A 19,874-nucleotide genomic window follows, 5' to 3' on the forward strand; every position below is an offset into this window, starting at 1 on the left:
ATGAACATGAATGCAAGTGTTTCCATCAAGGACCTGTCGCTGAACTTCGGTGCGGTCAGCGTGCTCAAGGATCTGAACCTCGACATCAACGACGGCGAATTCCTGGTGCTGCTCGGCTCGTCCGGCTGCGGCAAGTCGACCTTGCTGAACTGCATCGCCGGGTTGCTCGACGCCTCGGAAGGGCAGATCTTCATCAAKGGCAAAAATGTCACCTGGGAAGAGCCGAAGGACCGCGGCATCGGCATGGTCTTCCAGTCCTATGCGCTTTATCCGCAGATGACCGTTGAAAAGAACCTCTCCTTCGGCCTTCGCGTCGCCAAGGTGCCGCAGGTCGAGATCGACAAGCGGGTGGCGCGTGCCTCCGAGATCCTGCAGATCCAGCCGCTTCTAAAGCGCAAGCCGGCTGAGCTTTCCGGTGGTCAGCGTCAGCGTGTGGCGATCGGTCGTGCCCTGGTGCGCGATGTCRACGTCTTCCTCTTCGACGAGCCGCTGTCGAACCTCGACGCCAAGCTGCGATCGGAACTGCGCGTCGAAATCAAGCGCCTGCACCAGTCGCTCAAGAATACCATGATCTACGTCACGCACGACCAGATCGAGGCACTGACGCTCGCCGACCGTATCGCCATCATGAAGAGCGGTATTATCCAGCAGCTCGACGATCCGACGACGATCTACAACAGGCCGCGCAATCTCTTCGTTGCCGGCTTCATCGGCTCGCCGTCGATGAACTTCCTGCGCGGCGAACTGGTCAAATMAGGCGACGGTATCGCCTTTACCGCCAACGGCGTGAATTTCTCGCTTGCCGCTTATGATGGGTACGAGAAGCTGCAGCCGGGCCGCAAGGTGGTGCTCGGCGTTCGCCCCGAACACATCAAGGTCAACGAGAATGCCGGTGGCGAAGAGCATGACGCCACCGTCGATATCGAGGAACCGATGGGCGCGGACAATCTTCTGTGGCTGAAACATGCCGGTCACACGATGTCGGTACGCATCAACGGTGCGCGCCGCTTCAGCGTCGGCAGCAAGGTCAAGCTCAGCTTCGACATGTCGCTCGCCTCGGTCTTCGATGCCGAAAGCGAGTTGCGCCTCTAGAAAGTTCTGCGGGCGGTGCCGAAAACGGCGCCGCCCGGTCCTCCAATCGGCCGTCAGGCCAGCCAAATTCGGCCGCGGTCCGGCTTGTCCGGCATTCCCAGGAGCGGCCCGATCAGGATAAGACTATGACATCCTTGCCGAAGAACGGTTTCAACATCGAGCTTTCGGGTTCGTGGCAGCTTGCCTCCGCCGATGGCCAGATCCGCAGCGTCATCACGCTGCCGGGTGACGTACACACGGCGCTTCACAGCGCGGGGCTGATCCCCGATCCCTATTTCGGCCGCAACGAGGAGAAGGTGCAGTGGGTTGCCCAGCGCGAATGGGTGGTCGAGCGCAGCTTCACGCTTCCTGATGCCGAGGGCGACTGGTATCTCGACATCGACTATCTCGACACGGTCGCAAGCGTTCATGTCAACGGCTTCCTGGCGCTCGAGGCCGATAACAGCTTCCGGCGCTACCGGCCGGATGTTTCCAGCATGCTGAAGAAGGGCGAAAACACGATCCGCATCGTTTTTGCCTCCAACGTCGCTGTCGGTGCTGCGCGGCAGAAGCAGCAGCCCTTTTACATTCCCTATAGCACGGGCAACTCGCCGATTCCTGACGGCAACATGCTGCGCAAGCCGCAGTGCCATTTCGGCTGGGACTGGAATATCGCCATTGCTCCGCTCGGCCTTTACGGCACGATCGCACTGAAGAAGCTGGAGACGGCGCGCATCGAGCATGTGCTGACGCGCCAGACGCATAATGCCGATGGCTCCGTCGAGCTGCAGGTCACGGCGTCGCTGTTTGCCAGGGATCCGGGCATCGCTCAGATCTATTTCGATCTCGACGGCGAGCGCGTGCGGCTCGATGTCGGCGTCAATGCCGGTGAGACCCACGTCAACCATGTCTTCCAGATCGACAATCCGCGCCTCTGGTGGCCGTCCGGCAGCGGCGAGCAGGCGCTCTACACGCTTTCGGTCGAACTGCCCTCGGAGAGTGTGACGAAGCAGATCGGCCTTCGCACCATCGAGCTCATCACCACGCCTGATGCCGCCGGCAGCCGTTTCGCCTTCAAGGTCAATGGCCGTGAAATCTTCTGCCGCGGCGCCAACTGGATCCCGGCCGATGCGCTTTTCTCGCTGTCCTCTGAGGAGAAGACCGAGGACCTGCTGGTCTCGGCCAAGGCCGCCAACATGAACATGATCCGTGTCTGGGGCGGCGGCTTCTACGAGCACGACTGGTTCTATGACATCTGCGACCGGCTCGGCCTGATGGTCTGGCAGGACTTCATGTTTGCCTGCAACCTCTATCCCTCGACCGAGGATTTCCTCGAGAATGTCGCGGTCGAAGTGGATTACCAGGTCCGCCGGCTCTCCTCGCATGCTTCGATCGCACTCTGGTGCGGCGACAACGAGCTCGTCGGCGCGCTCACCTGGTTCGAGGAGTCCCGTAGGGATCGTGACCGCTATCTCGTCTCCTACGATCGCCTGAACCGCACGATCGAACAGGCGGTGAAGAAGGCGATGCCCGGCGCCCTCTGGTGGCCGTCGAGCCCGGCTTCCGGTTATCTCGATTTCGGCGATGCCTGGCATGCCGATGGTTCCGGCGACATGCATTACTGGTCGGTCTGGCACGAGAACAAGTCGTTCGATAATTACCGCTCGGTGCGGCCGCGCTTCTGCTCGGAATTCGGCTTCCAGTCCTATACGTCGCTGCCTGTCATCAAGACCTATGCTGATGCCAAGGACATGAACGTGGCGTCGCCCGTCATGGAGCTGCATCAGAAGAATGCCGGCGGCAACGAGCGCATTGCCGGCACGATGTTCCGCTACTTCCGCTTCCCCAAGGATTTCCCGAATTTCGTTTATCTCAGCCAGATCCAGCAGGGTCTGGCGATCAAGACGGCGGTGGAATACTGGCGCTCGCTGAAGCCCCATTGCATGGGCACGATCTACTGGCAGCTCAACGACACCTGGCCGGTCGCTTCCTGGTCGAGCCTCGATTACGGCGGCCGCTGGAAGGCGATGCACTATCTCGTCAAGCGCTTCTTCCAGCCGGTGGCAGTGGCGGCAATCCCCTCTGACGACGGCAAGTCGATCCGCTTCTCGCTGGTCAACGACACGCTTGCCGATGTCAGCGTCGATCTGTCGATCTCGATCCTGACGATGAAGGGCGAGCGCAAGAACCTTAGGAATGTGCAGGCCATGTGCGCGCCCGATGCGGCCTGCACTGCCGCGACGCTCGACATGTCCGAGATCCCCGAGGGCACGCTGCTCGCCTGGCGCTTCACCGCGTCCAACGGCATGGGCGGCGAGGGGCATCATGTCAACGGCACCTACAAGGCGCTGGAACTGGAGCCGGCGGGTCTTTCCGTCATCCGCGAATTCGTCGAGGAGAACGGCTCGATCGACCTTGACGTCACCGCCAATGGCCTGGCGCTCTTCGTGATGATCGAGACTGACACCGATGGCAAATATTCCGACAATGCCTTCGACCTTGCGGCCGGCGAAAGCCGCCGCATCACCTTTACCCCGGCCAAGCCGCTCGAAAAGGGCGAACTGCCGGAATTCCGCTTCTATGACCTGCATTCCTGCCAGTCGGCAGATTGATCTTACGTGAGAACGGGCACGAGGCCCGAGGAGGATGACATGACCAAGCTCAGCTATCAGCTTTATAGCGCCCGCAATTTCCCGCCGCTGTCGGCGATCTTTGAAAAGCTCGGCAAGGCCGGCTATGGCGAAGTCGAAGGCTTCGGCGGCATCTATGCCGAACTCGACGAGGCGGGCCTCAAGAGCCTGCGCGCCGATCTCGACAAGAACGACCTCGTGATGGCGACCGGCCATTTCAGCCCCGACTTCCTCGAAGGCAGCGTCGAGAAGTCGCTGCAGATCGCCAAGATCCTTGGCATGGATTCCATCTATGCGCCGCACCTGATGCCCGACCAGCGCCCGACGGATGCTGCCGGCTGGCTCGCCTTCGGCAAGCGCCTGCAGGCCATGAGCAAGCCCTACAAGGATGCGGGCTATGAATTCGGCTGGCACAATCACGACTTCGAATTCGTAAAGCTCTCCGACGGTTCGCTGCCGATCGAGCGCATTTTCGAAGGCGCGCCCGACATTTCCTGGGAAGCTGACATTGCCTGGGTCGTTCGCGGCGGTGCGGACCCCTACGCCTGGGTCGAAAAGCTCGGTTCGCGCATCAGCGCCGTCCACGTCAAGGACATCGCGCCGGCTGGTGAAGCCACTGACGAAGGCGGCTGGGCCGATGTCGGCCATGGCACGATCGGCTGGGCAAAGCTGCTTCCGGCCGTCAAGTCCGGCACCAAGGCCAAGCATTTCGTCGTCGAGCACGACAATCCCAATGATATCGACCGCAACATCACGCGCTCGATCGCTTCCTTCAAGACCTACTGAGGCAGACCATGACCAAGGAACTTGGCGTCGGCATCATCGGATGCGGCAATATCTCCACCACCTACTTCTCGCTGTCACCGCTCTTCAAGGGGCTGAAGGTGCTCGCCTGCGCCGATATCAACGTGCAGGCGGCAAAGCAGCGCGCCGAAGAATACAATGTGACGGCACAGACGATCGACGAGCTTCTCGCCAATGACGAGATCGACGTCGTCGTCAACCTGACGATCCCGGATGCGCATTATCCGGTATCGAAGGCGGCCCTTGAAGCCGGCAAGCATGTCTATTCGGAAAAGCCGCTCGTGCTCTCGCTGGAGCAGGGCGAAGAGCTTCGCCGCATCGCCAAGGAGAAGGGACTTTCCGTCGGCTGCGCGCCCGATACTTTCCTCGGCGGCGCACATCAGCTTGCCCGCAAGTTCATCGATGACGGCGGCGTTGGCCGTATCACGTCGGGCGCCTGCTACGTCATGGGCCCGGGCATGGAAATGTGGCACCCGAACCCGGACTTCTTCTTCCTGCCGGGCGGCGGTCCGATCCTCGACATGGGGCCGTATTATATCGCCAACCTGATCAACCTGATCGGACCGGTGAAGCGCGTCGCCGGCATGACCTCGATGGCATCGGAAACCCGCACCATCACCAGCCAGCCGCGCAATGGCGAGTCCATCCCGGTCAAGACACCAACGACGATCCAGGCGCTGCTCGAATTCGTCTCCGGCGCCACCGTGACGCTGACGGCAAGCTGGGATGTCTGGTCGCACCGCCACGCCAATATGGAGCTCTATGGCACTGATGGTTCGCTCTACGTGCCGGACCCGAACTTCTTCGGCGGTGTCGTCGAGGCAAGCGGCCGCGACAAGGAGATCAAGGCGCTGGATGCCTGGGATCATCCCTTCGGCAAGTTCAACCAGGAAAGCCCGAACGGCCCGCGCGCCAACTACCGCACGGCCGGCCTTGCCGACATGGCCATGTCGCTAATCGACGGCCGCGATGCGCGTTGCTCGCTCGACCGCACGCTGCACGGCGTCGATATCATGACCTCGATCCTGAAGTCGGGTGCGGAAGGCCGTTTCGTCGATCTGACGACGACCTGCACGCAGCCGGCGGCGCTGGGCATCGAGGAAGCACTGGCGCTGTTGAAGTAAGCCGAGAGAGCTTTCCGGGGTCGGTACGGTCGGCTCCGGATTGCCGTGAGGCACCACGCTAACGTCGTCATCCTCGGGACAAGCCCGAGGATGACGGTGTTTGAGGGCAGGGCCTATCAAGCAACGTCAGTATGTGAAGTTGTCGAGAACATGCGCCACGCGCTTGCCGTAACGGGGCGCTTGCTCCAATAGTGCCGGCGCGCCCGACACGAGGGCCGCGACGTTATTAGCTTTCGACCGCCGCTCGGTGCGGATACGAAAGAGAAGCACTTTTTACAGGTTGAGGAGACCTCAGATGAGCTGGCAACCGGCCGAAGACCGCTATTCGAAGATGAAGTATAACCGCACGGGCCGTTCCGGCCTGAAGCTGCCGGCCGTTTCCCTCGGCCTCTGGCACAATTTCGGCGGCGACACCCCGCATGACCGCAAGGTCGACATGTGCCGCACGGCCTTCGATCTCGGCATCACCCATTTCGACCTCGCCAACAATTACGGCCCGCCTCCCGGCAGCGCCGAGACCGCTTTCGGCGAAATCCTGCGCACCGATTTTGCGGGTCTGCGTGACGAGCTCATCATCTCCTCCAAGGCCGGATACGACATGTGGCCGGGTCCCTACGGCGAGTGGGGCAGCCGCAAGTACCTGATCGCTTCCTGCGACCAAAGCCTTGAGCGCATGGGTCTCGACTATGTCGATATCTTCTATTCGCACCGTTTCGATCCGGACACCCCGCTGGAAGAAACCTGCGGCGCGCTTGACTACATCGTGCGTTCCGGCCGCGCGCTCTATGTCGGTATCTCCTCCTATAATTCGCAGCGCACCCGCGAGGCTGCGGCCATTCTCAAGGATCTGGGCACGCCCTGCCTCATCCACCAGCCGAGCTATTCCATGCTCAACCGCTGGGTCGAGGACGACAAGCTGCTCGATGCGCTCGATGAGGTCGGCATGGGCTCGATCGTCTTCTCGCCGCTTGCCCAGGGCATGCTGACGACGAAATATCTCGGCGGCATTCCCGCTGACAGCCGTGCGGCGCAGAACCACTTCCTCAAGAAGGACTTCATCCGCCCGCAGATCATCGACAATATCAGGAAACTCAACGAGATCGCCGAAAAGCGTGGCCAGACGCTGGCGCAGATGGCGATCGCCTGGGTGCTGCGGGGCGATCGCGTAACCTCGGCGCTGATCGGCGCCAGCCGATCCTCGCAGATCGTCGATTGCGTCAATGCGCTCGACAATCTCGAGTTTACGGCCGAAGAGCTGAAGCAGATCGATGTCTATGCCAAGGAGGCCGACATCAATCTCTGGGCGAAGTCCGCAGAGCTGGAATAAGTTTCACCGCCCGGGGCAAAACCCCGGGCGTTTTTCTGATATAATCTGATGTACGTGCAGCAGAAATTGTTGCTCAAAAGGAGGAGCCGCCATGATCCGCAATCCAATCCTGCCCGGATTCAATCCCGACCCGTCCATCTGCCGCGTCGGCGACGATTATTACATCGCGACGTCCACCTTCGAATGGTATCCGGGCGTGCAGATCCACCATTCGCGCGATCTGGTGAACTGGACGCTGGTGCGCCGGCCTCTCGAGCGCGCCTCGCAGCTCGACATGCGGGGCAATCCTGACAGTTGCGGCATCTGGGCGCCATGTCTTTCCTATGCCGACGGCCAGTTCTGGCTCGTCTACACCGACGTGAAGCGCTTCGACGGCAACTTCAAGGATGCGCATAACTACATCGTGACCGCGCCCACCATCGAGGGTGAGTGGTCCGAGCCTGTTTACGTCAATTCCTCGGGCTTCGACCCGTCGCTCTTCCATGACGAGGACGGCCGCAAGTGGTTCGTCAACATGCAGTGGAACCACCGGACGGAAAGCTACGGCGGCTCGCCGAAATCGCCGGCCTTCGATGGCATCCTGCTGCAGGAATGGGATGCACAGACGAAATCGCTCAAGGGGCCGATCAAGAATATCTTCGCCGGCAGCCCGCTCGGCCTCGTCGAGGGACCGCATCTCTTCCGGAAGAACGGCTGGTATTATCTGACGACGGCGGAAGGCGGCACCGGCTACGACCATGCGGTGACGATGGCGCGTTCGCGCACTATCGATGGCCCCTATGAACTGCATCCCAACCGGCACCTGATCACTTCCAAGGACCATCCGGAAGCGGTGTTGCAGCGGGCAGGGCACGGGCAATATGTCGAAACGCCGGATGGCCAAGTCTATCACACCCATCTCTGCGGCCGGCCGCTGCCGCCGAAGCGCCGCTGCACGCTGGGGCGCGAGACGGCGCTGCAGAAATGCGTCTGGCGCGAGGATGGCTGGCTCTACCTCGAAAACGGCACGACGGTCCCCGATGTAGAGGTGCCCGGCCTTGGTGGTGCTACGCGGGCGGAAAAGCCTGTTCGTAGCGGGTATAATTTCGATGGCGGTAAACTGCCCGCCGATTTTCAGTGGCTGCGCACGCCACAGCCGGAACGCATCTTCAACCTGACTGACCGCCCCGGCCATCTCAGGCTGATCGGCCGTGAAAGCGTCGGTTCCTGGTTCGAGCAGGCACTCGTCGCCCGCCGGCAGGAGCATCACAGTTTCCGTGCCGAGACGGTCGTGGAGTTTACGCCGGACACCTATCAGCAGGTGGCCGGTCTGACCCACTACTATAACCGCCACAAGTTCCATGCCGTCGTCGTGACACTGCATGAAAAGCTTGGCCGTTGCGTCACGATCTTTTCCTGCAACGGCGATTATCCGAACGGCCGCATGAGTTTCCCCGCCGAGGCCGGCGTGGCGATCCCTGCCGATGGCCGTGTGCAGCTAGCCATGGAGATCCGCGATAACGACCTGCAGTTCTTCTGGCAGACGGAAGGCAAGGGCGCGTGGCAGCCGATCGGCCCGGTTCTCGATGCCGGTGTCGTCTCCGACGAGGGCGGGCGCGGCGAGCATGGCTCGTTTACCGGCGCTTTTGCCGGCGTCTTCGCCTTCGATACGTCGGGGCGGGCAAAGACGGCCGATTTCGACTGGTTCAACTACGACGAGCTGTGAGACGGGGCGATGGCTGATATCCGCATCGAGCCAATGGCCCCAGACCATATAGAAGCCTTCCACCTGGTGCTCGATACGGTGGCTCGCGAACGCAAATATCTCAGCCTTCTCGAAGCCCGGCCGCTTGAGGAGACGCGCCAGTTCGCGCTCTCTTCGATCGCATCAGGCAATGTAAATCTCGTCGCCCTCAATGGCGGCGAGGTGATTGGCTGGTGCGATATCCGCCGGCATTTCTTTCCCTCGCATGCCCATCGCGGCTCGCTCGGCATGGGCCTGCTTCCCGGCTTTCGCGGACAGGGGCTTGGCCGTCGGCTGATCGAGGCGGCGATATCGGCGGCGCGCGAGGCCGGCATGATCCGCATCGAATTCGGCGTACATGCCGATAACGCGCGGGCGATCGGGCTCTATGAGACGGTCGGTTTCGTGAAAGAGGGGGTTAGCCGTGATGCGTTCCATGTCGATGGCGATTACAAGGACGTGATCAATATGGCGCTGATCTTGCGGTAGGTGAATGCCGTCTTCATCACGACCGATTACGCAGACGTGATTGCCGCTGCCATGATCTTGCAACGTTGCGTTAGGTCCGGGTTAAGACATTAGGAATCTGGCATAAGTACCCGATTCCATTACAAATCTTTAATTTTATTTTCAGATTTCGTTCATTTTCGCGGACGTAGTTTCGGGGCGTGTTCAACACGAGGAAACCCCATGAAAAAGATTTTCGCAGCTCTTCTTTCCGCTTCTTTCCTGCTTTCGCCGATCGTTGCATCGCAAGCCAGCGCCGCCGATCATCGTCGTCCGCCGGTTGTCGTTAAGGAGAAGGTCGTCATCCACAAAAAGGTCGACCGTCAGCATCGCTGGTCCAGGGGCTATCGCATGTCGGCTGCCGAGCGCGGCCGCTACCGCGAAGTCCGCGACTACCGCCGCTATCGCCTCGCACCGCCGCCGCGTGGCTATCACTGGGTGAAGGCCGATAACGACTACCTTCTCGTCGGCGTCGCTTCCGGCCTGATTTCCAGCATCATTGCCGGTAATCGCTGAGTTCAGGTGCACCAGAAACAGGGCGGCTTCGGCCGCCCTTTTTGTTTGGGGAGTGTGGACATGATATCCTTGTCGTCAGGCGAAGAGGCCGGCTGAGCGCTTGATCACCCCATCCTCGGTGATGACAGCATCCATCGGGATATCATGCGGCTGCGGCTTGATCGTACGGATCTGCTGTTGCGAAAATCCGATGCCGACGGCGAGCGGCCTGGGGGAGAGCGCCGCCAGCGTCCTGTCGAAATAACCGCCGCCGACGCCGAGGCGATAACAGCCGCTGCTATAGCCGACGACAGGGGCAATCACGATATCGGGTTGTCGCTCTTCGCCCTCGGTGGGGATGAGAATGCCGAGCACGCCGCGTTCCAGCTTCACGCCCGGAGTCCAGACCCGGAATGTCAGGGGCTTTGCTTTCTCTGCCACGACCGGCAGCAGGCATGTCGCACGCCCGGCGATTGCGGCCATCCAGCCACGAAGATCCGGCTCTCCCTGAAATGGCCAGTAGATGCTGACAGTTTTTCCCGTGATGACGGGACCCAGGAGCCGGTCGAGATGCGATGAGATCAGCGCCGTCTTCCGCTCCCGCTCGGCCGATTCTATTCGTTTGCGGGCGTCGATCAGCCGCATGCGCTCGCCGCGGCGCCATTCCCGCACCAGCTCCCATGGCTCCTCCAAGCCCATATAGGCGGGATCGACTTCGTGCATCAGGCATGCCGGCGAGGCATAATCGTCTGGTTCGTCTTTCTGCATCTGGCGGTCCGATCGGAAGAAGTTTTCAGTTCATGCGACGATTTTGAACGCTTCGGCGATTGCGATCATTCTCTGATTTAGAATAATAGACAAGTTCGTTCATCAAGCGAGATCGATGTGGATCTGTCTTCTCTGGAAATTTTTCTCGTCGTTGCCGAAGAGGGCAGCGTCACCCGCGCAGCCAAGAGGCTTTCGCGCGCGCCGTCCAATGTCACGACCCGCATTCAGGCTTTGGAAGGGCAGATGGATGCTGCTCTGTTCAGCCGGGACGGCAAGCGCATGACGCTGACATCAGAGGGACAGCTCTTCGTCTCCTATGCGCGACGACTGACGGCGCTTGCCGGGGAGGCACAGCTTGCCCTGAAGGGCGTCCGCCCGCAGCCGAGCTTACGTCTCGGCACGATGGAGAGCACCGCGGCGAGCCGTCTTCCGCCGGTGCTGGCGCGCTTCAACGGCCAGAACCCCGATATTGCCCTGAAGCTGACGCTCGGCGCCACGCGTGAGTTGACCAGGGCCGTTTTATCCGGCGAGCTCGATTGCGCGCTGATMGCCACACCGCAGGGCGAGCCCGGCTGGTTGTCGTCTGCGGGTTTCGACGCCGATGATCTCCATTCCGCGCGTGTCTACGAGGAAGACCTGCTGCTCGTGCTGCCGCCTCATCATGCTTCAGTCACAGCACCTCAGGATATCCGCCTTCCGGCGCTTGCTGCGCTGGAGCCCGGCTGTACCTACCGCCAGATTGCCGAGCGCTGGATCCGCGGCGGCGCCAGTCTGCCGACAGTGGAGATGACGTCCTATCACGCTATCCTTGCGCAGGTCATCGCCGGCAATGCCGTCGGCGTCATGCCGCGCTCGGTGCTCGACATGCTGCCCTGGAGAGCCGAGGTCAATGTCCACCGGCTCGGAGCCGTCGATACGCTGCTGATTTCCAGGCGGCAGCAGCGCTCCGATCCGCTGCAGGCCTTCGAGCAGATCATGCTCCTGTCGGCCCATCCGCCCTCCATGCTGCAATAGCAGCGCCTCCAACATCGCTCACAGCCTTCTTCAAAGAGTATTCCATGCGCATGCCAAATCCCGACGAGACGCCCCGCCGGTCATCCATTTCGCGGCTGTTCCATCCCATTCTTGCCGGTGCGACGCTGCGCGACCGGATGCTTGCCTGTCTCGGCGCACTCGTCTCCATTGCGCTCACCGGCCTGCTCTGCGGCGCGCTCCTCGGTGAGGGGTCGCATCTGCCGCTGATCGTGGCGCCCATGGGGGCGTCGGCCGTGCTGCTTTTCGCGGTGCCGGCGAGCCCGCTTGCGCAGCCCTGGTCGATCATCGGCGGCAACACGATCTCGGCGATCATGGGTGTTGTGGCTGCAAGCCTGATCCGTGATCCGATCATCGCGACGGGTGTCGGCGTGTCGCTGGCGATCGCCGCCATGTCCTTTACCCGCTGCCTGCATCCGCCGGGTGGGGCGGCGGCACTGACGGCGGTGCTCGGCGGTCCTGTCGTTGCCAGCTGGGGCATGCTCTTTCCCTTCGTGCCCGTCGCCCTGAACTCCTGCCTGCTGGTGGCGCTCGGCCTCGTCTTTCACAAGCTGTCGCGGCACAATTACCCGCATGTGGTGGCCGCACCCGTCAATACGCACCTGACGGCAGACCGCCCCCCGGCGGAGCGCGCCGGTTTCCAGGAAGAGGATATCGATGCGGCACTCGCCAAGCTCAACGAGACTTTCGATATCGACCGCGCCGATCTGGCCCGGCTCCTGCGTCAGGTAGAGTTCGAGGCGGTAGCCCGCTCCAACGCGGAGATCCGCTGCGCCGATATAATGTCGCGCGATGTGATTGCGATCGATGCGGATGCTACGGTCGAGCAGGCGCGGTGGCTGCTGCTCAACCACAATATCCGGACATTGCCGGTGCGCGATGAGGCCGGAAAGCTGATCGGGACGGTGGGCCTTCGGGAGCTTGCGGTCGCCTCGGGTTCGGTGGAGCGGCTGGTCTCACCGGCAACGACGGCGCGTGCTGGCGATGTGGCGATGGCTTTGCTGCCGGATCTGACGGATGGGCGCGCCCATGCCGTCATTATCGTCGATGAGGCGAGGCGTATTGTCGGGCTGATTTCGCAGACGGATCTGCTGAGCGCTGTTGCGCGGGCATTACCCAAGGGGGCAAGCGGACCGATGACGCGGCCTGAAGACAATCAGCGCATGCCGAGATAGGCAAGCAGGCAGGCCGCCGCAGCGGTGATGGCGAGCTTCGGCCATCTGTCATCGAAGAAGAAGGCCATTAGCGCTCCGCCTGAAAGCGTGATGGTCGCGCTCCAGAATGTCTTGTCCGAGCAGGTGAGGGCGAGTGCGGCAAGAAACACGGCGCTGGCCACCATCGTCACCGGCGCTGAAGCCCGCAGGACGTCATCTTCCACAACATAAGGAAGAATGAAGCGCCGCAGGCTGAGGGAGAGGGTGACTGCGAGCAGAAGGTCAGTCAGGATAGGTGGCATGGTGGACCCGGTGGTTTCTGCTAAAGCCGGTGCAAGCCATGTGCCAGTTGGGGAATTGTCGCGGAGCTCTGTGGCTGCCGGGGATTGGGCGGCGAAGGGCCGAGCTTCGTGCCTCCGTGCCCATTTATTGCATTCAGGGTGATGAAAAAACAATCAGAAGATAGATCTGCATCATAATTCATCTTTAGCGCTGTGGCCCTCCGGCATGCCGAAGGGCCTATGTGCGACACACCTAGTCTCGCCGTCGCGACGGCATCACGCGTTCGGTGATGAAAGCAAGAATTCCTCTCGGTTTTCGCGTCTCACCGTCGGCCTGATCTCCATAGGTCAGCGGATGCAAGCCCTGGATTGGGGGCAGGGGCTCGCATTCGATGCACAGGCATCGATAGGGTCTGATTGCCGCCGCCTTCATGCCGCCTGCCGGTTCCAGCTGATGAAGGGATCAGGCAGGTTGCGCCAGCGCTCAGGCGTGAATGTTTTGCTTTCCACCAGACATGCGTCGAGCTCCCGCGTGATCCAGGCCTCGTCCATCGGGTTGGCGCCGATGAAGACGATTTCCTGGCGGCGGTCGCCCCAGATGGGGTCGAGATAGGGGCCGATGCCGCGCATGAAGGCCGGCTCCTCCGGCCATTGTTCGCGCGGCACGGCGGACCACCAGAGGCCCATCTTGCCGGTGCGGACGAGGGCGCCGGCCTGGCTGATTTCGCCGACATGGTGCGGGCGGGTCGCCAGCCAGAAGAAGCCTTTGGCGCGCACCACACCCGGCCAGGTGCGGTCGAGGAAGGCTTGCAATTTCCCAGGATGGAAGGGGCGCCTTTCGCGGTAGACGAAGGAGCGGATGCCGTATTCCTCGGTTTCCGGCACATGGTCTTTGAAGCCATGCAGTTCCTTGTACCAGAGCGGATGGGTCTCGGCCTTGTCGATATCGAAGCTGTTGGTGCCGAGCACATCCTTCAGCGCCACCTTGCCGAAGTCGGTTTCGATGATGCGGGCATCCGGGTTGAGGCCGGTGATGATCTTTCTGGCCGCATCGCGCTGGTCTTCGCTCGCCGTGCCGATCTTGTTCAACACGACGATATCGGCGAATTCGATCTGTTCGACCAGGAGGTCGACGATGGTTCTGTTGTCACCATCGCCTGATGTTTCGCCGCGATCGGCGAGGAAATCGACGGAGGCGTAATCGGCAAGCAGGTTGGCGGCGTCKACCACGGTCACCATCGTGTCGAGGCGGGCGACATCCGAGAGGCTTCTTCCATTTTCGTCGCGGAATTCGAAGGTGGTGGCAACGGGCAGGGGCTCGGCAATGCCTGTGGATTCGATCAGCAGGTAATCGAAGCGGCCCTGGTCGGCAAGCTGGCGCACCTCCTTGAGCAGGTCGTCACGCAGCGTGCAGCAGATGCAGCCGTTGGTCATTTCCACCAGTTGCTCGTCTGTGCGAGAGAGATTGGCGCCGCCATCGCGCACAAGTGCCGCGTCGATATTCACCTCGCTCATGTCGTTGACGATGACGGCGACGCGCATGCCCTCGCGATTCCCGAGCACATGATTGAGCAGCGTGGTCTTGCCGGCGCCGAGGAAGCCCGAGAGCACGGTGACGGGAAGTCTCTTGTCCATAATATCATCCTATTATGTTATAACGTAACAAATGCACTCACAAAAAAAGGCGGAACGGGGGTGTCGCCGCCTTCTTTCGCCGCAGACCTCGCGGGAGGGCTGCAAGTCCGACGGGATGCGCTGGTAACGCCCCGTGATTGTTCAAGCAGTGCCGACGCCTTGCCGATCCTCCGCTTATGCGCTGGCGAGGCAGTTCTTCATGCTGTCGGCGATGCCACGCATGWGGGTGAAGTAGAGATCGGGGCCGGCGGGCAGGGTGGCGGCTTCCGGGTCCAGCACGCCTGATTTCGCCCTGGTGCCTTCGATGACGACATCGACGAGGCGCGGTTCGAACTGCGGCTCTGCGAAGACGCAGGTTGCGCCGAGATCGCCGACCTTCTTGTGGATCTCCGAGACGCGCTCCGCACCCGGTATGGTCTCGGGACTGACGGTGATCGAGCCGGCGACGCGGATATGGTAGCGATGCTCGAAATATTGGTAGGCATCGTGGAAGACGATGAAGGGCTTGTCCTTCACCGGCGACACGGTTGCGGCGATTTCCTTGTCGAGCGCGTCGAGCTTGTCATCCAGCTCCTTGGCATTGGCCTCGTAGGTCAGCGCATTGGCGGGGTCGGCGGCAACCAGCGTGGTGGTGATMTCGGTGGCCATCGCCTTGGCGTTGACCGGATCGAGCCAGAGATGGGTGTCGAAGGCGCCGTGGTCGTGGTCATGATCTGCTTCGGCATKATCGTGACCAGCATCAGCATGTTCATCGGCGGAAGCACTATCCTGGTCGCCGTCATCATGCGCTTCAAAGGCGCCGCCTTCGCGGAAAGGCAGCTTCACCAGACCCGGCGCATTGTCGAGCCGGGCGACGATGGCGTCGGAACCCAGCGATTCCAGCGGCTTTTCGAGGAAGGCTTCGAGGCCGGGGCCGACCCAGAAGATCACCTTGGCTGCCTGCAAAGCGCGGGCATTGGAAGGCTTCAGATTATAGGTGTGCGGAGAGGCGGCGCCATCGACGATCAGTTCCGGTTTGCCGACGCCCTGCATGATGGCCGAAACCAGCGAATGGATCGGCTTGATCGAGGTGACGACGACGGGCGCCTCAGCAGCCTGGAGGGACCCGGCAAAAAGGAAAGCCGGGATTGCGAGGGTAAGGCCCATCGCCAGTTTCATCAGCATGCTCCGCTTGAATTGCAGTTGTAATGTTATTACATCAATTGCGTTATGCTATAACGTGTGCAATAGCAGGACGCAACAGCACTTTCGGAAAAATTGATGCTCTCTCCCGCAGATAACCCCGTTGGTAACGCCGCAAGTATCCGCGCCGAACCGCTGGTTTCGCTCGACAATGTCGGCATTCGTCGCGGCGGTCGCTGGCTGGTGCGCGGTGTGGATTTCTCCGTGTCGCGCGGCGAAATCGTTACGCTGATCGGCCCGAACGGCTCCGGCAAGTCGACCAGCGCCAAGGCTGCGATCGGCGTTTTGAAGCCGGATGAGGGCAGGGTGACGAAAAAGACCGGCCTCAAGGTCGGCTATGTACCGCAGAAGCTTGCGGTGGACTGGACGCTGCCGCTTTCGGTGCGCCGGCTGATGACGCTGACCGGGCCTCTGCCCGAGGCCGATATCATGGTGGCACTCGAAGCATCAGGCATGGCGCATATGCTGGATGCACAGGTACAGCATCTCTCGGGCGGCGAATTCCAGCGGGCGCTGATGGCACGCGCCATTGCCCGCAAGCCCGATCTTCTCGTTCTCGACGAGCCCGTGCAGGGTGTGGATTTCGCCGGCGAGATCGCGCTTTACGAACTTATCAAGTCGATCCGCAATACCACCGGCTGCGGTATCCTGCTGATCTCGCACGACCTGCATGTCGTCATGGCGGAGACGGATACCGTCATCTGCCTCAACGGCCATGTCTGCTGCCGCGGCACGCCGCAGGCGGTGAGCCAGAGCCCGGAATATGTGCGCCTCTTCGGCAGCCGCGCGGCGCCGACGCTTGCAGTCTACAGCCATCACCACGACCATACGCATCTGCCCGACGGGCGCGTTCTGCATGAGGACGGTTCGGTAACGGACCATTGCCACCCTGACGATGGCCATCATCATGAGCACGGGCATGACCATGCTCACGACCATCACGACGGGCATGCGCATGCCGAGGCCCATGCTCACGCCCATTCCCACTCCCAAAGCGGGGAGGGCCGCCATGCTTGACGATTTCTTCGTGCGCGCAATCCTGGCTGGCGTCGGTCTGGCGCTGACAACAGGGCCGCTGGGCTGCTTCATCATCTGGCGGCGCATGGCCTATTTTGGCGATACGATTGCCCATTCGGCGCTGCTTGGCGTCGCACTGTCGCTGCTCTTCGATTTCAACCTGACACTGGCCGTCTTCGTCGTCGCCGCTGCCGTCTCGATCCTGCTGCTCCTCCTGCAGAAGCGTCAGGCGCTGTCGGCCGATGCGCTGCTCGGCATTCTCTCACATGCGACGCTGGCGATCGGCCTCGTCATGGTCGCCTTCATGTCCTGGGTGCGCATCGATCTCATCGCCTTCCTGTTCGGCGATATCCTGGCAGTCTCGACCACGGATATCGCGATGATCTGGGGCGGCGGCATTCTGGTGCTAGTGGCGATCGCCTGGCTGTGGCGGCCGTTGCTTGCAGCCACCGTCAATCCGGAACTGGCGGAGGCCGAGGGCCTGCAGCCGGAGCGGGCGCGGCTGTTCTTCATGCTACTGATGGCCGTCGTCATCGCCATTGCCATGAAGATCGTCGGCATCATGCTGATCACCTCGCTGCTGATCATTCCGGCGGCAGCGGCGCGGCGCTTCTCCTCGACGCCAGAACGGATGGCGGTTCTCGCCTCGCTGATCGGCGCAGTCGCAGTCGTCGGCGGGCTCTTTGGCTCGCTGACTTATGACACGCCATCCGGGCCGTCGATTGTCGTCGCCGCTCTCATTCTCTTCATTCTGAGCCTGCTTCCCGCCTGGCGCGGGCGCAGGGACCTGCAAGGACAAGGCTCATGAACGCACCTCAACTCACCCGCAACCAGTCACTCGTTTTCGATGTGCTCGAAAAGGCCGAGGGACCGCTCAGCGCCTATACGATCCTCGACAAGCTGCGCGACCAGGGTTTCCGCGCGCCTCTGCAGGTTTACCGGGCGCTGGAAAAGCTGCTCGAATTCGGCGTGGTGCATCGGCTCGAGAGCATCAACTCCTTCGTCGCCTGCGCCCATCCCGGCGAGGACTGCCACAGCCATGGCATCGTCGCTTTCGCGATCTGCGAAAGCTGCGGCCAGGTGATCGAGTTCCACGACCATGAGGTGGATCACCGCCTGATGGGCTGGGTGCGCAGCCAAAAATTCAAGCCGGCGAAGACGACGATCGAAATCCGCGGCACCTGCGAGGCCTGTGCTGCGTGAACCGACAGCAACAGCAGGGCATTTGGCCTTTGCTTAGTGGACTGTCCCTTCGTCGGGGCGGCTAAATCGGGCCTGTCCGACCATCTTGATCGCTTCGGCGATGCGGTTTGCGACTTCGTCCGGATCGCCGGAAATGGTCTCGTAATTCTGCAGCAGGTCGGCAAGGTTTTCCATCGCCTGCGAGAGGCTGCCACCTTGCCGGCTGGCGAACGGTGAGGAAAGATGGAGCGTGTCGCTGAGCTTATGCAGCAGCTGCTCGATCTCGTCCCTCGTCATTTCATCGATTCCCTTTGTCTTGGACACGACCGCACCAACGATTCTAGAGGCCGACTGAAATGCAATTGCTAATCACTTGCATTAGCAAAGCATAATTGAGAATTATTCGCAACTGAATACGAATATTTCGAAACTGAAATCAGCAGTCCTGTCAGATCGGGCGTCTGAACGGGCAGGGGCTTTGCAACACGCCTTCCCGCCTTATCTCCCATGCCGTCTACAACGGCATGAGGAGGCCGGACGCGGAATGGATGTCGCCAATGCAGCAATCTACCGTTTTCTCGAAGCGCCGGATGAATGGGGAAGGCCGGAGGAGCCGGTAACACCGCAGGAGGTCGAGGGCTTCGAACATTCAGAGGGTGTGGCGTTGCCGGATGCGCTCAAACAATACTGGCAGCGCTACGGCGGGCGGCAGTTCAACAGCAAAACGGTCTTCAGCTTCCAGACGAAAGCCACGTTCCCGAACGGCAAGCGAAAGAGGGTGGATGTCGGCGTGGTTGCCGATCCACGCACCATGATCGAAGCGCGGCAGCGCTACATGGACCCGCTCTATGGAAATTCCGGTCCGCGGCTGCCCGCGGCACTCTACCCGCTCACCTTCGACGCCGGCTACGGGCATTGCCTGCTGGACCTCAATGCGCACAGCTATGGCCGCATTCTCTACATCGTCATAAAGGCGAAGACCTTCGGCGATCGGGGCTATGGGTGGGAACAGATCGGCCACGTCGCGGATGATTTCGAGACATTCCTCACCGGCCTGACTCCAAGTCGTCTGTGAGGGGCATCCAGCCTATGCTTCCGAGGGAGCGAGTGCTGCAAGATGTAGCAGATCCTCGTTTTCCTCGGGCACATCCTCCGCAAGTCGGGCGGCGGCGATGACCGGCAGCCAGGTGAAGATTTCGTCCGGTGTCAGTTCGGCCGCCTTCGCATAGGTGACGACATAGGCTTCGGCGATCGCCGGAAGCACACGACGCATCAGGAGATAGGTGCGGCAGACATCGGCGGCCGGATTGCCGCTGCAGGCGTCCAGCCAGTCGACGATCATGGCGTCGTCGCCGGAGCCCAGGATATTCCAGGGATGGAAGTCGCCGTGGCAGACCCTGTCGTCATCTGGCAGGGCGGCAAGCGCCAGAAGCAACCGGTCGCGCAGGTCCGGTGTTAGAGGTTCGGCGCGCTCGATATTTGCCGACAGTCTTGATTTCAATGAGGGAAGGCCGGTGCCGGGCTCGCGGTGCAGGCACTGGTGGAGTGCTGCCATCTCCTTGATGGCTGACAGCGGCGGCTCCGGCAACATCTCGTCGGCAAGGCTTCTGCCGATTGCGCGATCCATCAGCAGGCCCCAGCGCCCATGATAGTCGCCGACGACGTGGACCCTGGGCGCGGGCAGGGAGAGCCGTTCGACGATCGCCAGATTGGCGGCCTCGCGGAAGGCCGGGGCCTTCGGGCGGCCGGGCCTGTAGAGCTTCAGGGCCAGCCTGCCATGTTCATAGACTTCCGCTTCCTTACCGGCGCCGAGCAGACGGCCAATTTCGCTCATGTCGGGCTCCCATTTCCTAGGGTGTGTTTCAAACGATGTGGTGCTCATTTCCGTGGCGGAAAGAGGGATGATGATGCGTCGATTGTTGCGGCTGCGGAGACACTGTGT

The 19,874-nt window shown here is 61.5% G+C and carries 21 protein-coding genes; 14 read left to right on the plus strand and 7 right to left on the minus strand.

The annotated features are described in order from the left end of the window. The 8 genes from AC1DNW_RS16660 to AC1DNW_RS16695 all read left to right on the plus strand — a co-directional run bounded on the left by AC1DNW_RS16660 (position 1) and on the right by AC1DNW_RS16695 (position 9,702). Positions 1–1,092, plus strand: coding sequence for an ABC transporter ATP-binding protein (locus AC1DNW_RS16660; RefSeq protein ID WP_477853663.1), 1,092 nt, complete (start codon positions 1–3; stop codon positions 1,090–1,092). Between the two features lie 125 nt (positions 1,093–1,217). Further along, complete coding sequence (locus AC1DNW_RS16665; protein WP_477853665.1) at positions 1,218–3,683, plus strand: beta-mannosidase; 2,466 nt, start codon at positions 1,218–1,220, stop codon at positions 3,681–3,683. A 39-nt stretch (positions 3,684–3,722) separates the two neighbouring features. Next, the gene (locus AC1DNW_RS16670; protein WP_477853667.1) at positions 3,723–4,487 is read left to right on the plus strand and encodes a sugar phosphate isomerase/epimerase family protein; all 765 of its coding nucleotides are present in this window, start codon (positions 3,723–3,725) and stop codon (positions 4,485–4,487) included. 8 nt (positions 4,488–4,495) lie between these two features. Beyond that, positions 4,496–5,629, plus strand: a complete 1,134-nt coding sequence (locus AC1DNW_RS16675; protein WP_113311108.1) for a Gfo/Idh/MocA family protein — start codon at positions 4,496–4,498, stop codon at positions 5,627–5,629. A gap of 295 nt (positions 5,630–5,924) precedes the next feature. Next, positions 5,925–6,956, plus strand: coding sequence for an L-glyceraldehyde 3-phosphate reductase (mgrA, locus tag AC1DNW_RS16680; protein ID WP_113299329.1), 1,032 nt, complete (start codon positions 5,925–5,927; stop codon positions 6,954–6,956). A 91-nt stretch (positions 6,957–7,047) separates the two neighbouring features. Beyond that, positions 7,048–8,661 (plus strand): glycoside hydrolase family 43 protein, encoded by a 1,614-nt coding sequence (locus AC1DNW_RS16685; protein WP_113311107.1) that lies wholly within the window; start codon positions 7,048–7,050, stop codon positions 8,659–8,661. A 9-nt stretch (positions 8,662–8,670) separates the two neighbouring features. Continuing rightward, entirely contained in the window at positions 8,671–9,168 is a 498-nt protein-coding gene (locus tag AC1DNW_RS16690; protein WP_113311106.1) for a GNAT family N-acetyltransferase, read from the plus strand. A gap of 201 nt (positions 9,169–9,369) precedes the next feature. Next, positions 9,370–9,702 (plus strand): RcnB family protein, encoded by a 333-nt coding sequence (locus AC1DNW_RS16695; RefSeq protein WP_113311105.1) that lies wholly within the window; start codon positions 9,370–9,372, stop codon positions 9,700–9,702. Positions 9,703–9,777: 75 nt separating this feature from the next. Here the strand turns inward: AC1DNW_RS16695 and AC1DNW_RS16700 are convergent, their stop codons facing one another. Further along, positions 9,778–10,449, minus strand: a complete 672-nt coding sequence (locus AC1DNW_RS16700) for a 5-formyltetrahydrofolate cyclo-ligase (protein WP_113311104.1) — start codon at positions 10,447–10,449, stop codon at positions 9,778–9,780. Positions 10,450–10,566: 117 nt separating this feature from the next. Here AC1DNW_RS16700 and AC1DNW_RS16705 point away from each other — a divergent pair, with 117 nt between their 5' ends. Continuing rightward, entirely contained in the window at positions 10,567–11,463 is an 897-nt protein-coding gene (locus AC1DNW_RS16705) for a LysR family transcriptional regulator (protein WP_113311103.1), read from the plus strand. 44 nt (positions 11,464–11,507) lie between these two features. Next, entirely contained in the window at positions 11,508–12,656 is a 1,149-nt protein-coding gene (locus AC1DNW_RS16710) for a CBS domain-containing protein (protein WP_113311102.1), read from the plus strand. Here the strand turns inward: AC1DNW_RS16710 and AC1DNW_RS16715 are convergent. The 4 genes from AC1DNW_RS16715 to AC1DNW_RS16730 all read right to left on the minus strand — a co-directional run bounded on the left by AC1DNW_RS16715 (position 12,638) and on the right by AC1DNW_RS16730 (position 15,709). Further along, on the minus strand, positions 12,638–12,937 hold the full coding sequence (locus AC1DNW_RS16715; RefSeq protein WP_477853671.1) for a hypothetical protein: 300 nt from the start codon (positions 12,935–12,937) through the stop codon (positions 12,638–12,640). The two genes, AC1DNW_RS16710 and AC1DNW_RS16715, sit on opposite strands and share 19 nt — an antisense overlap. 232 nt (positions 12,938–13,169) lie before the next feature. After that, positions 13,170–13,349 carry a hypothetical protein gene (locus tag AC1DNW_RS16720; RefSeq protein ID WP_113311101.1) on the minus strand — a complete coding sequence of 60 codons (180 nt, stop codon included), beginning with the start codon at positions 13,347–13,349 and terminating at the stop codon, positions 13,170–13,172. Further along, entirely contained in the window at positions 13,346–14,551 is a 1,206-nt protein-coding gene (gene zigA / locus AC1DNW_RS16725; protein ID WP_113311100.1) for a zinc metallochaperone GTPase ZigA, read from the minus strand. Before zigA ends, AC1DNW_RS16720 begins: the two co-directional genes overlap by 4 nt. 174 nt (positions 14,552–14,725) lie before the next feature. Then, positions 14,726–15,709, minus strand: coding sequence for a zinc ABC transporter substrate-binding protein (locus tag AC1DNW_RS16730; RefSeq protein WP_477853673.1), 984 nt, complete (start codon positions 15,707–15,709; stop codon positions 14,726–14,728). A 102-nt stretch (positions 15,710–15,811) separates the two neighbouring features. On the opposite strand from AC1DNW_RS16730, the gene AC1DNW_RS16735 reads away from it, so the two are divergent. The 3 genes from AC1DNW_RS16735 to AC1DNW_RS16745 are packed head-to-tail and all read left to right on the plus strand — an operon-like array spanning position 15,812 to position 17,953. Continuing rightward, positions 15,812–16,750 carry a metal ABC transporter ATP-binding protein gene (locus AC1DNW_RS16735; RefSeq protein ID WP_113311098.1) on the plus strand — a complete coding sequence of 313 codons (939 nt, stop codon included), beginning with the start codon at positions 15,812–15,814 and terminating at the stop codon, positions 16,748–16,750. After that, complete coding sequence (gene znuB, locus AC1DNW_RS16740) at positions 16,743–17,558, plus strand: zinc ABC transporter permease subunit ZnuB (protein ID WP_113299317.1); 816 nt, start codon at positions 16,743–16,745, stop codon at positions 17,556–17,558. Before AC1DNW_RS16735 ends, znuB begins: the two co-directional genes overlap by 8 nt. Next, positions 17,555–17,953 (plus strand): Fur family transcriptional regulator, encoded by a 399-nt coding sequence (locus tag AC1DNW_RS16745; RefSeq protein ID WP_113299316.1) that lies wholly within the window; start codon positions 17,555–17,557, stop codon positions 17,951–17,953. The genes znuB and AC1DNW_RS16745 overlap by 4 nt, the downstream gene beginning before the upstream one ends. A 33-nt stretch (positions 17,954–17,986) precedes the next feature. Here AC1DNW_RS16745 and AC1DNW_RS16750 read toward each other — a convergent pair whose 3' ends face one another. Then, positions 17,987–18,229, minus strand: a complete 243-nt coding sequence (locus tag AC1DNW_RS16750) for a hypothetical protein (protein WP_113299315.1) — start codon at positions 18,227–18,229, stop codon at positions 17,987–17,989. Between the two features lie 247 nt (positions 18,230–18,476). Here AC1DNW_RS16750 and AC1DNW_RS16755 point away from each other — a divergent pair, with 247 nt between their 5' ends. Next, on the plus strand, positions 18,477–19,007 hold the full coding sequence (locus AC1DNW_RS16755; protein ID WP_113311097.1) for an SMI1/KNR4 family protein: 531 nt from the start codon (positions 18,477–18,479) through the stop codon (positions 19,005–19,007). Positions 19,008–19,019: 12 nt separating this feature from the next. Here AC1DNW_RS16755 and AC1DNW_RS16760 read toward each other — a convergent pair whose 3' ends face one another. Further along, positions 19,020–19,766, minus strand: coding sequence for an aminoglycoside phosphotransferase family protein (locus AC1DNW_RS16760; RefSeq protein WP_113311096.1), 747 nt, complete (start codon positions 19,764–19,766; stop codon positions 19,020–19,022). Between the last annotated feature and the right edge of the window lie 108 nt (positions 19,767–19,874).

The organism is Rhizobium sp. 05L429 (genome assembly GCF_056397645.1).